General features: G+C 69.8%; 9 protein-coding genes. 7 read left to right on the forward strand and 2 right to left on the reverse strand.

The window, feature by feature from the left end; all coding sequences use genetic code 11:
• Nucleotides 1-136: 136 nt before the first annotated feature.
• On the reverse strand, nt 137-1,168 hold the full coding sequence (gene gntR / locus VPA02S_RS19145; RefSeq protein ID WP_062365223.1) for an HTH-type transcriptional regulator GntR: 1,032 nt from the start codon (nt 1,166-1,168) through the stop codon (nt 137-139).
• Nucleotides 1,169-1,360: 192 nt separating this feature from the next.
• Here gntR and VPA02S_RS19150 point away from each other — a divergent pair, with 192 nt between their 5' ends.
• The 7 genes from VPA02S_RS19150 to VPA02S_RS19180 all read left to right on the forward strand — a co-directional run bounded on the left by VPA02S_RS19150 (nt 1,361) and on the right by VPA02S_RS19180 (nt 10,691).
• Nucleotides 1,361-2,713 (forward strand): GntP family permease, encoded by a 1,353-nt coding sequence (locus tag VPA02S_RS19150; protein WP_062365224.1) that lies wholly within the window; start codon nt 1,361-1,363, stop codon nt 2,711-2,713.
• A 15-nt stretch (nt 2,714-2,728) separates the two neighbouring features.
• Entirely contained in the window at nt 2,729-4,288 is a 1,560-nt protein-coding gene (gene gntK / locus VPA02S_RS19155) for a gluconokinase (protein WP_015866166.1), read from the forward strand.
• 39 nt (nt 4,289-4,327) lie between these two features.
• On the forward strand, nt 4,328-5,251 hold the full coding sequence (locus tag VPA02S_RS19160; protein WP_081247594.1) for an AraC family transcriptional regulator: 924 nt from the start codon (nt 4,328-4,330) through the stop codon (nt 5,249-5,251).
• Between the two features lie 167 nt (nt 5,252-5,418).
• Nucleotides 5,419-6,417, forward strand: coding sequence for a Bug family tripartite tricarboxylate transporter substrate binding protein (locus VPA02S_RS19165; protein WP_062365225.1), 999 nt, complete (start codon nt 5,419-5,421; stop codon nt 6,415-6,417).
• 13 nt (nt 6,418-6,430) lie between these two features.
• The gene (locus VPA02S_RS19170) at nt 6,431-7,237 is read left to right on the forward strand and encodes an enoyl-CoA hydratase/isomerase family protein (protein WP_062365226.1); all 807 of its coding nucleotides are present in this window, start codon (nt 6,431-6,433) and stop codon (nt 7,235-7,237) included.
• Nucleotides 7,234-9,330, forward strand: coding sequence for an acetate--CoA ligase family protein (locus VPA02S_RS19175; protein WP_062365227.1), 2,097 nt, complete (start codon nt 7,234-7,236; stop codon nt 9,328-9,330). Before VPA02S_RS19170 ends, VPA02S_RS19175 begins: the two co-directional genes overlap by 4 nt.
• A 32-nt stretch (nt 9,331-9,362) precedes the next feature.
• On the forward strand, nt 9,363-10,691 hold the full coding sequence (locus VPA02S_RS19180) for an MmgE/PrpD family protein (protein ID WP_015866171.1): 1,329 nt from the start codon (nt 9,363-9,365) through the stop codon (nt 10,689-10,691).
• A gap of 41 nt (nt 10,692-10,732) precedes the next feature.
• Here VPA02S_RS19180 and VPA02S_RS19185 read toward each other — a convergent pair whose 3' ends face one another.
• Nucleotides 10,733-12,373, reverse strand: a complete 1,641-nt coding sequence (locus VPA02S_RS19185) for a tannase/feruloyl esterase family alpha/beta hydrolase (protein ID WP_015866172.1) — start codon at nt 12,371-12,373, stop codon at nt 10,733-10,735.
• Nucleotides 12,374-12,435 lie beyond the last annotated feature (62 nt).

Genomic DNA, 12,435 nt, shown 5'->3' on the forward strand with positions numbered 1-12,435 from the left:
TTTCATTTTAGGCGTCTTGGCTGGTTTTTTATTCAGATCATGCAATCCATGGTCCACCCGAGGGCCGGGCAAGGCGGGTCAAGGCAAGGCGTGAGCCTGGAGTGCTCGCCGTTGGCGACGGGCGTTCCCCATCGCCTCAGCTGCTCTCCCGCACCACCAACTCGAACCCCAGGTCCACCGTGCGTTCGGCCACGGTCTCGGCGCGCATCAGCGCGAGCAGCATGCCGGCCGCGCGCTCGCCCATTTCCTTTCGCGGCGTGCGCACGGTGGTCAGCGGCGGCAGCATCTGGTCGCTGCCGCCCAGGTCGTTGAAGCCGGCGATCGCCACGCGCTGCGGCACGGGCACGCCGCTGCGCAGCGCGGCGAGCAGCGCGCCCTGGGCGAGGTCGTCGTTGCAGTAGAAGATGGCATCCACGTCCGGATGGCGCGCGAGCAGGTCCTCGAACTGGCGGCCGCCCAGCGCCATGGAGGTCGGGCCCGGCACCAGCAGTTCGAGCGCCGGGTCGTGGCAGCCGGCCTCGCGCAGCGCCTCGCGGTAGCCCTCCAGGCGCAGCAGCACGCGCGGGTCGAGCTGGCCGGCGGCATAGGCAATGCGCCGGCGGCCGCGCTGCAGCAGGTGCCGGGTGATGGCGCGGCCCGCGTCCCGCTGCGAAAAGCCCACGCTGTGGACGCCGGGCGCGGCCGAGGTTTCCATCATGTACACGCAGGGCGCATGGCTGCGCTCGAGCATCTGCGCGGCCGCGGCGCTGCGGTCGAAGCCCGTCAGCAGCAGGCCCGCCGGGCGCTGCGAGAGGTGGCTGCGCAGCAGCGCCTCTTCCTGCGCGGGGTCGTAGTGGGTCACGCCGATGAGCGACTGATAGCCGTGCGGCGCGAGCGCGTCCTGCACCGCCTCGAGCAGTTCCACGAAGAGCTGGTTGGTCAGCGAGGGAATCAGCACCGCCACGTGGGAGCTGCGCGCCGAAGCCAGCGCGCGCGCCGCCACGTTGGGCACGTAGCCCAGCTGGTCGACCGCCGCCTGCACGCGGGCCTTCAGCTCGGGCGCCACGTTGCGCGCGCCCCGCAATGCGCGCGACACGGTGATCGGGCTCACGCCCGAGACGCGGGCCACGTCGTCCAGCGTGACGTGGCTCGAGGAACGGGGTCGGGGGCGGTCGGGGGCGTCGGCCATGGATCGAGGTCCTAAGGGTTAATACCAAGCTGAATTTGGACAGCGCTGTCCTAGGATAGCGCTGTCCCAGCCTTGGGTGCTCCGTAAAAACCCGAGACACCCCAGCGCTGGCTTTTTTTGGATTGTGCGGGATAGCGCTATCCCTGGCACCACCGGCCGCCCGTGGCGCGGCCGGATTCAGGAGACATACACATGTTCGGAATGAGCAAAGAGGTATTCCTGCTCGTCGACGCCCTGGTGGCGATCCTCGGGCTGATCCTTCTGATCACGCGTTGGCGCGTGCACCCCTTCATCGCGCTGACGCTGGCGGCGGGCTTCCTCGGCCTGACCTCGGGCATGCCGGTGGACCTGGTGATGAAGTCCTTCCAGGAGGGCTTCGGCGGCGTGCTGGGCTTCGTGGGCATCGTGCTGGGCCTGGGCACCATGCTGGGCAAGATGATGGCTGAATCGGGCGGCGCCGACCGCATTGCGCGCACGCTGATCGACGCCTTCGGCCGCGAGCGCGTGCACTGGGCGATGATGTTCGCGGCCTTCCTGGTGGGCATTCCGCTGTTCTTCGAGATCGGCTTCGTGCTGCTGATCCCGCTGGTGTTCATCGTGGCGCGGCGCACCGGCGTCTCGCTGATCCGCATCGGCATTCCGCTGCTGGCCGGCCTGTCGGTGGTGCACGGCCTGGTGCCGCCGCATCCGGGGCCGCTGCTGGCCATCGGCGTGTTCGGCGCCGACATCGGCAAGACCATCTTCTACGGCCTCATCGTCGGCCTGCCCACCGCGATGATCGCGGGGCCGATCTTCGGCAAGTTCATTTCCAAGTACGTGCCGGGCGAAGCCTCGCCCGAGCTGATGGAACAGCTGGCGCACGAACCCGAGGCGCGCGAGCTGCCCGGCTTCGGCATCACGCTGCTCACGGTGCTGCTGCCGGTGGGGCTGATGCTGCTGAAGACCTTCGCCGACGTGGCGCTCGACGACAAGAACGCGGTGCGCCACTGGATGGACTTCATCGGCCACCCGATCACCGCGCTGCTGGCAGCGCTGCTGCTGTCGCTCTACACCTTCGGCACTGCGCGCGGCTTCACTGCCAGGCAGATCATGAAGTTCGTCGACGACAGCCTGGCGCCCACCGCGGCCATCGTGCTGATCATCGGCGCGGGCGGCGGCTTCAAGCAGATGCTGGTGGCGAGCGGCGTGGGCAACGCGATCGGGCAGATGGCGCTGCATGCGCAGGTCTCGCCGATCCTGCTCGCCTGGCTGGTGGCGGGGCTGATCCGCATCGCCACCGGCTCGGCCACGGTTGCCACCATCACGGGCGCGGGCATCGTCGCGCCGCTTGCCACCATGGTGCCGGGCGTGAACCGCGAGCTGCTGGTGCTGGCCACGGGCGCGGGTTCGCTGATCCTCTCGCACGTCAACGACGCGGGCTTCTGGCTGGTCAAGCAATACTTCAACATGACGGTGGCCGAGACCTTCAAGACCTGGACCGTGATGGAAACGCTGATCTCGGTCGTGGCCATCGTGTTCATCATGCTGCTCGGCATGGTCGTGTAAGCCAAGGAGACAAGCATGGGCCGCATCGTCATTGGGGTCGACATCGGAACCACCAGCACCAAGGCGGTGGCCTTCACGCCGGCCGGGCGCGTGCTGGCGCACGACGCGGTCGAGTACCCGCTGCTGCAGCCCGAGGCCGCGGCCGCCGAGCAGGACCCGGAGCAGATCTTCCAGGCCGTGCTCGCGGCCATCGCCGGCTGCGTGAAGCAGAGCAAGGCCGCGCCCGCCGACGTGCTCGCGGTGTCCTTCAGCGCGGCAATGCACAGCCTGATCCTGGTCGATGCCGCGGGCGCGCCGCTCACGCGCAGCATCACCTGGGCCGACCACCGCGCCTCGGCCTGGGCCGTGCGCATCCGCGACGAGTGGGACGGCCTGGCAATCTACCGCCGCACCGGCACGCCGATCCATCCGATGTCGCCGCTGGCCAAGCTGGTGTGGCTGCGCCACGAGCGCGCCGAGCTCTTCGCACGGGCCGCGCGCTTTGTCGGCATCAAGGAGTACGTGTTCTTCCGGCTCTTCGGCCAGTGGCAGGTCGACCATTCGATCGCCTCGGCCACAGGCCTGTTCGACATCGAGCGGCTCGACTGGGACGCGGGCGCGCTCGCGCTGGCCGGCGTGCGCGCCGAGCAGCTGCCGCGCCCGGTGCCGACCACCTGGCACATCGAGGGCCTGGCGGCGGACACCGCGGCGCAGCTGGGCCTGGCGCGCGACACGCCGTTCGTGATCGGCGCCAACGACGGCGTGCTCTCCAACCTTGGCGTGAACGCGATGGCGCCCGGCGAAGTGGCCGTGACCATCGGCACCAGCGGCGCGATGCGCACCGTGGTCGACCATCCGATGACCGATCCAGAGGGCCGCACCTTCTGCTACGCGCTGGCCGAGCGGCGCTGGGTGGTGGGCGGGCCGGTGAACAACGGCGGCATCATCCTGCGCTGGGTGCGCGACGAGTTCGCCTCGGCCGAGGCCGAGACCGCCAAGCGCCTGGGCATCGACACCTACGAGGTGCTCACGCGCATCGCCGAGCGCGTCTCGGCGGGCTCCGAAGGGCTGGTGTTCCACCCCTTCCTGACCGGCGAACGCGCGCCCTACTGGAACGCCGATCTGCGCGGCTCCTTCTTCGGGCTGGGCATCCACCACCGCAAGGAGCACATGATCCGCGCGGTGCTCGAGGGCGTGATCTTCAACCTGCACAGCATCCTGCCGGCGGTCGAGTCGATCGCGGGCCCGAGCGCCCGCATCAAGGCCACCGGCGGCTTCGCGCGCTCGGGCATGTGGCGCCAGATGATGGCCGACGTGTTCGACCGCGAAGTGGTGGTGCCTGAAAGCTTCGAGAGCTCCTGCCTCGGCGCCGCAGTGCTCGGGCTCTATGCGCTGGGCCATGTCGATTCGCTGGACGTGGTCGCGGGCATGGTCGGCGCGACCCACCGCCACACGCCCAACGCCAAGAACGTTGCGCTCTATCGGCAGCTGCTGCCGGTGTTCCTCTCGCTGCCGCACAAGCTTGGCGAGGAATACCGGCTGCTTGCCGCGTTCCAGCAGCAGACGGCGGTGCCGCCGCCGGTGCGCAAAAGCTGACGGCGCGCTTCGCTGCGGCCCCTTTCTGGAGACCTGGCTTTGCTGAACACCACGCCGCAGGCCTTTGCTTCCCGGCAGGCCTTTGCCTCCCAGCAGGCCCTTGCCTCCCCGCAGGTGTTCGATGCCTGCGCCACGGTCCACTGCGAAGGCGCCTCTGCAGCTTCGCCGCGAGAGAGCCATCCGCGCTGCCTGCATGAACACGAGCTGCACCTGATCGGCGCACGGCCCGCGCGCCTGCGCATCGGCGCGGGCGCGGACCAGGAGACGCACAGCTTCGCACCCGGCACCGTCGTGCTGCTCGGGCCCAGGCTGCCGCACAGCCTCGCGTTCGAGCACCGCGCGCCGCCGGGCGGCAGCGCAGGCGAACTGGTGCTGCGCTTCAGCGACGAGCTGCTGCGCCGCGGCATGGCGCTTTTTCCGGAGCTCGGCGATGCCGGCCCGCTGCTGGCGCGCGCGCGCCAGGGCGTGCAGTTCGTCGGCCTGGGCGCGGACACGCTCGCGCGCCTGCGCCGCATCGAGACGCTGCGCGGGCTTGCGCGTTTCTCCGAATTCATCGCGCTGCTGAACGAGCTCGCACAATGGCGCGACTACCGGCTGCTTGCCGATGTCTTCCTTGCCGATGCCGGCTTCGACGAGGACGGCCGCGCGCTGCGCATCCACAAGGCGATCGACTACATCCGCGACAACTACGCCGAGGCGCTGTCGCTGGCCGAGGTCGGCGCGATCGCGGGCATGCGCGAGAACGCCTTCTCGCGCAGCTTCCGCCGCGCCACCGGCCAGACCTTCACCGACTTCGTCAACGGCCTGCGCGTGGCGAGGGCCTGCCGCCTGCTGGCCTCGACGCGCCAGCAGGTGAGCAGCATCTGCTACGAGGTGGGGTTCAACAACATCTCGAATTTCAACCGGCACTTCCGCCGGATCCAGGGCATGACGCCGGGCGAATTCCGCGGCCGCCGGATGTGAACGCTGGCCGGGCTGGCGCCGGCAGAGTTCTCTCGAATTCCACGCAATGGAAATGTGGGGATGCGCGGCAGAGCCCGCATCCCTAAGCTTGGACCCGTCGATGAGAAGAGCCGCAGCGCCGCCCTCGATGCCTGCTTTCTCACATTCCCTTTCGACGGAGACAAACGATGCTGAACCCCATGACGCTGGCACGCGCCAGGCATGCCATCCTTCTTACGCTGGCCTGCGCGGTCGGCGGCCTCGTCGCGGTGCCGGCGCGCGCGGCCTTTCCCGACAAGCCGATCAAGCTCGTGGTGCCGTTCGCACCCGGCGGCGGCACCGACCTCGTGGCCCGCACCATGGCCATCACGATGGGACAGGAACTGGGGCAGCCCGTGATCATCGACAACAAGCCCGGCGCGGGCACGATCATCGGCACGGACGCCGTGGCCAAGAGCGCCCCCGATGGCTACACGATGGTGATGGCCACGGTGGCGCACGTCGTGAACCCGAGCCTGCAGCCCAAGCTCCCGTACAACCATGACAAGGCCTTTGCGCCGGTCATGCTGGTGGGCATTTCGCCGAACGTGCTGGTGGTTCGCGCGGACAGCCCGCTCAAGTCGGTGAAGGACCTGATCGATGCGGCCAGGGCCCAGCCAGGCAAGCTGTCCTTCGCGTCGCAGGGCGCGGGCACCTCGGCCCACCTGGCCGGCGAGCTCTTCAAGAACCTGACCAAGACCGACATCACGCACATCCCCTACCGCGGTGCCGGCCCCGCCATCACCGACCTGCTGGGCGGACAGGTCGACGTGATGTTCGCGACGGCCGCGGCGGTGGGCAGCTTCGTCGAGAGCGGCAAGCTGCGCGCGCTGGCCGTGACCACCGCCACGCGCTCCACGGCCCACGCGCTCGCGAAGGTGCCGACGATCGCGGAGAGCGGCGTGCCGGGCTACGTTGCCGACAGCTGGTATGGCCTGTACGCGCCCGCCGGCACCCCGGCCGACGTGATTGCGCGCCTGAATGCCGCAGCGAAGAAGGCCGTGCAGACGGAGGCCTTCCGCAAGCGGGTGGAGTCCGAGGGCTTGGTCATCAACGGCGGCTCGCCGCAGGACTTCGACAAGTACGCCAAGGGCGAGGAAGCGCGCTGGCGCAAGGTGGTCAAGGAAAACAACATCACGGCCGAATGAACGGAGAAATCGAATGAGTAGCAGCAGCCTGATCGAACTGGAAACCGCGGACGGCATCGCCACCCTGTGGCTGAACCGCCCCGAAAAGCGCAACGCGATGAGCGACGACATGCGCACCGAATTCATCGCCGCGCTGGAGCACGTGGCCAACGACAAGGCGATCCGCGCCCTGGTGCTCACCGGCCGCGGCAAGGGCTTCTGCGCCGGCGGCGATGTCGCCGGCATGGAACGGCGGATGCAGGCGCCCGCAGGCGAGGTCGGCTTCAACGGCTGGAGCCGCCAGCAGCGCGTGCACCACACCCAATCGCTGCTGCACACCATGCCCAAGCCGACGATTGCCGCGGTCAACGGCGCCGCCTCGGGCCTGGGCGCCGACACGGCGCTGGCCTGCGACTTCATCATCGCTTCGGATGCGGCGAGCTTCACCTGGTCCTACATCCATCGCGGCATCGTGCCCGATGGCGGCGGCATGTACTTCCTGCCGCGCCGGGTCGGGCTCTCCAAAGCCAAGGAGCTGATCTTCAGCGGCCGCAAGGTCGAGCTCGACGAGGCCCTGCGCCTGGGCATCGCCGATCGCCAGTCGGATGCCCAGAGCCTGGTGGCCGATGCGCAGCGCTGGGCGGCCGAGATGAGCCAGGGTTCGGCCACCGCATTGGCGCTTGGCAAGACGATCCTCAACCAGAGCTTCGAGCTGTCCGCGCACCAGGTGTTCGCCCAAGGCAGCCAGGCGCAGGGCATCTGCTACACCAGCACCGAGCATCGCGAGTCGGTGATGGCCTTCCTGGCCAAGAGCAGCGCGAAGAACGGGACGACGAAATGACCGAACTGAACGCCATCGCCAGGCTGCTCAAGCCGCGCAGCGTCGCCGTGATCGGCGCTTCGGCCGATGCGGCCAAGACGGCCGGCCGGCCCGTGGCCTACTTGCGCAAGCACGGATTCACGGGCGAGATCTATCCGGTCAATCCGCGTGTCGATGCCATCGGCGGCCTGGCCTGCTATCCGGACATCGCCTCGATCCCCGGCACGCCCGACGTGGGCATCGTGCTGCTGGGCGCCGAGCGCGCGCACCAGGCCGTGCGCGAACTCGCGGCCAAGGGAACGGCCGCGGCGATCGTGCTCGCGAGCGGCTACACCGAAACCGGCGAGGAAGGCGCGCGCCGCCAGCAGCAGCTCATCGAGGCGGCCGGTGGCATGCGCATCCTCGGCCCCAACACGATCGGGCTCGTCAACCTGAGCGACAACATCGTGCTCTCCGCCAGCGGCGCGCTCGAGATGGAACACTTTCCGGTCGGCGGGATCGGCGTGGTCTCGCAGAGCGGGGGCATCCTCGGTGCGCTGCTTTCGCGCGCAGCGGCGCGCGGCATCGGCCTGTCGAAGCTGATCTCGACCAGCAACGAAGTGGACCTGGACCTGGCGGATTTCGTCGACCACCTGGCCGACGATGCCGACACCAAGGTCATCGCCCTCTATGTGGAGAGCGTGCGCAACCCGGAGAAGTTTCGTGCCGCTGCGCTGAAGGCCGCGCGCGCCGGAAAGCCGGTTGTCGCGTTCAAGATCGGCCGCTCCGAAGCGGGCGCGAAGGCCGCCGTGTCGCACACCGGTGCACTGGCGGGCGCCGACCGCATGTACGACGCGCTGTTCAGGCAGGTCGGCGTGATCCGCGCGCAGACCTTCGGCGACCTGCTCGACATTCCCGTCGCGTTGGCCACGGGCCGCAAGCTGCGCGGCAAGCGCGTGGCCATCCTGACCTCGACCGGCGGCGCCGGAACGCTGGTGTCGGACGACCTGGGCATGCAGGGCTTCGAGACGCCGGCGCCGGATGCCGCAACGGCGCAGGCCTTGCGCGCGCTGCAAAGCGGCGATCACGCGGTGCTCGACCGCAACCCCATCGACGTGACCCTGGCCGGCCTGCAGCCGGACCTGCTGCGCGGCGCCATCGACATCCTGCTCGAGAGCCCCAGCTACGACGCGCTGGCGATCATCGTCGGCTCGTCCAGCCTGGCCATGCCGGAGCTCATGGCCGGCGCCATCCAGGACTGCCTGCCCCGCTCGGACAAGCCGGTGATCGCCTACGTGAGCCCGCATGCGCCCGAAGTCGCGGCGCTTCTCACGCAGCGCGGTGTGCCCGCCTTTGCCGCGGCCGAAAGCTGCACCAGCGCGCTCGCCGCCATGCTGAATGGCGGCCGCTGGCAGGAGCCCAAGCCGTCCAGCGCGCCTGCCGCCGCCGTGCCCATCGACGACCTGCCGGCCGGCTCCCTCGATGAAGCGCAGGCCAAGCAGCTGTTCACCCGCTTCGGCGTACCGTGCGCGCGCGAGATGGTGGTGGCCACGCCGGCCGAGGCCGAAGCCGCGGCGCGCGAACTGGGCGGCCGCGTCGTGCTCAAGATCCTGTCGGCCGAGATCACGCACAAGAGCGATGTCGGCGGCGTCGCGGTGAACCTGTCGGCCGAGACGGTGGGCGCGCGCCTGCAGGCGATGGCCGCCGAAGTCGAGAGCAAGGCCGGCGTGGGGCCCCGGCGCTTCCTGGTGCAGGAAATGGTGGGCGGCGGCACCGAGCTGATCCTGGGCATGCACCGCGACCCGCTGGGCACCGCCATCCTGCTGGGCATGGGCGGCATCACTGCCGAACTATTAAAGGACACCACGATGCGGCTGCTGCCGCTCCAGGGCGGCCTGAGCCGCGAGGATGCGCTCTCCATGGCGCGCGAGCTCAAGACCTGGCCCTTGCTCGATGGCTTCCGCGGCCGGCCCAAGGCCGATGTGAAGGCGCTGGTCGATGCCATCGTCGCCTTCTCGGACATGGCGGCGCGGCTCGGCGAGCGTTTGCTCGAAGCCGAGATCAACCCGGTCTTCGTGCTGCCGGAAGGGCAGGGCGTGCGCGCGGCCGATGGCGTGGTCGTGCTGGCCGGTTGAGCGAGGCCGGGCCATCCCCCGGAGCCATCCAGATGCACGTCACACAAACATTCGCGCGCTACGCGGCCGACTTCCGGCGGCAGGATCTGCCGGCCGAGGTCCTCCATCACGCCAAGCGGGCCGTGATCGACTGGTACGCCTCGCTGTTCCCCGGCCTCGGCGCGGCGCCGGTGCGCCAGCTCGAGGCCGCCCTGAACGAGGACCTGGATCGCGGACGCGCCTTTCTCGTCGGCGGTCGCCCGGCCACTGCGCGCGCCGCTGCGCTGATCAACGGCACGGCGGCCCATGCAGCGGAGGTGGACGACAGCTTTCGCGAAGCCATGTACCACCCGGGCGCAGCCACCATTGCCGCCGCGCTGGCCGCAAGCCATGACGCCGGCGCAAGCGGGCTGCAGTTCCTGCGCGGCGTGGTGCTGGGCTATGAAGTGTCGACGCGCATCGGCGTCGTGATGGGCCGCGCGCACTACCGGTTCTGGCACAGCACGGGCACGGTGGGCAGCTTCGGCGCCGCGGCCGCTGCAGGCGTTCTCATGGACCTGGACGAAGCCGCCTTCGCGCATGCGCTGGCCACGGCCGCCACCTTCACGGCCGGCCTGCAGCAGGCCTTCCGCATGGACTCCATGTCCAAGCCGCTGCATGCGGGCCGCGCGGCCGAGGCCGGCGTGCTCGCAGCCCAGCTCGCGCGCAACGGTGTCACAGGCTCGCTCGACGTGCTCGAAGGAGAGGCCGGGCTGGGCCGGGCCATGAGCGACGGGCCGGACTGGTCGCAGATCGGCGCGACGCTGGGGCGGGACTTCCACATCGCCCGCCTGACGTTCAAGAACCACATCGGTTGCGGACATGCCTTCGCGGCCATCGACGGCGCGCTGGCGTTGAAGCGCCGGCATGGCATCGAGGCCGGCGAGATCGCGCATGTGCACGTGGCAACCTACCGCCCGGCGCTCGACATCGCCTGCTACACGCAGCCGGCCACCGCCAACGAAGCGCGCTTCAGCCTCGGCTACGTGGTGGCGACCGCGCTGGCGCATGGCAGCGTGCGGCTGGCGGCGTACGAACCGGCGCGGCTGCAGGACGCGGCCACGCGTTCATTGATGGAGCGCATCAGCGTTGCGGTGGACCCCGAGCTCGATGCCGCCTTTCCGGGCCGGCGCGCCGCGCGCGTGCTGATCACGATGCACGACGGCCGCCGCTTCGAACACCTGCAGCCCAACCGCAAGGGCGATCCGGAAGAGCCGCTGAGCGATGCCGAGCTCGAGGACAAGTTCATGGAACTGTCCTCGCCCGTGATCGGCAGCGCACCGGCGCGGGCGCTCTTGCACCGGCTCTGGACGCTGGAGCGCAGCGCGGCGGCGCCGAGCTGAACTCCGGCGCTCGGCCGGCGGGCCGCCACCGAGGCCGCCACTCAGGAACTGCAGCTGTAGTTGGCCGCCAGCTTCGCCGCCGCCGCATCGTTGGCCGGGCCCGTGTAGCGCGGATATTGCGGGTACTGGCACAGCGGCCGGCTCAGCAGCACCGCCCCTTGCGCATCGCGCTTCTCTGCGAGCAGCGTGGCAGGTGCCGCGCTCTTGGTCACCCACTGGTCCAGGGCCGTCAGCAGGTCCGAGGTGTCGGCGCCCGGTCCGCCGGCGCAGTGGTTCACGCCCGGTGCGACATAGAAGCGCGTCGATGCGTCCGCGGTTGCGGCGCCGATGGCGTTTCGCATGTTCCCGTAGTACTCGGTGGTCGACCGCACGCTGAGCGCGGAGTCGTTTCCGCCGTGCCACAGGATCAGCTTGCCGCCGCTGTTGATGAACGGGCGGATGTCGGCGTTGGTCGCGTCGTTGAGTGCGGCCATGGCATAGAGGGCATTCTGGTTCTGGTCCCAGGGCGTGTAGGCCAGCGAGTCCACGGTCCGGTCGCGGGCCAGGTAGTTCTTGACCGTCGTGTCCTGGAACAGGAACTGCAGCGCCGACGTGACGCTGCCGTCGCCCGTGAGCCAGGTCCGCCAGGCGCCGGGATCGTCCTCGTTGCCGGTCAGGTTCCAGCCCGCGTTGCGGAAGGTGGGACTGCCGGTGAACGAGGCCTCGGTGGTCCAGGACGCGACCACGTCGAGCTGCGCGTCCGACAGGCAGGTGTCGCCCGTGTCGGTTCCGCCGGCGCAGCGCAGCGCAGCCACGTTGGCGAGCGCCGGCGTGCAGGCGGCCTGGTTCGACACCACGCCATCGACAAGCCCGTCGAGCCCGTCGCAGGCATCCCGCACATGCTTGCTCAGGAGGGCCGTCTTCGCGGCGCTGAATGCACCGCCGGGCGCGGCCAGCGCCCTGGAGTTGCGGTTGAAGGCGCCCATGAACCCGACCCAGTTGTAGGCCGGTGCGCGCGCGATCACGCCATCGAAGAGGTTGGGTGCGCGCTGCACCGCCATCAAGGCTTCGCGGCCGCCGTTCGAGCAGCCTTCGAAGTACGACTTGGCCGGCAGGGCGCCATAGGCCGCCGCGAGGGTCTCGGTGGCGGTCGACATCACGGTGGGCACCGAGAGGCTGCCGAACAGCTGCGCGGCAAAGGTGTCGGTCAATGCGAAGTCCGCGCTCAGTACATTGCCCTGGTGCCCCGAGTCGCTTGCGACCACGGCATAGCCCAGGCCCAGCGCCGGCACCGAGGGCGGCGTGATGGCGCCGTTGTAGCCGCCGCCGCCCTGGTAGTAGAGCTTGCCGTTCCACGCCTCGGGCAGGGAGATCTGGAAGTTCAGCGCCGGCGCGATCGTGCCGGTGACCTTGCAGTAGACGGGCGCGCCCGCGGCCGCGTCCTGCATGGCGGCCGTGAGCGCGGCGCCCGCCACGGTTTTTCCGTTCAGCGCGTTGCAGGCCTTCTGGGCCGTGACGGCCGGTGCGGGCGGCGGGCTGGCGGGCTGCGCCGCAGGCGGAACGGGAAACAGCACGGGGACCGCGCCGCGGTGATCGGAGCCGCCGCCGCAAGCGGCCAGCATTGCTGCGCCGGCCGCCGCCGCGGCAACGGCGTGGAGCCTGGTGCGGGCCCGTGATTCCCTGGAGGAGGAGAAGAAGTGCATGTCTCGATTCCTTTGTCGGTTGTCAGCCTCTGCACCGCAACGACATGGAGCGATGCCTGCGT

This window comes from Variovorax paradoxus NBRC 15149, assembly GCF_001591365.1.
Classification (GTDB): domain Bacteria; phylum Pseudomonadota; class Gammaproteobacteria; order Burkholderiales; family Burkholderiaceae_C; genus Variovorax; species Variovorax paradoxus.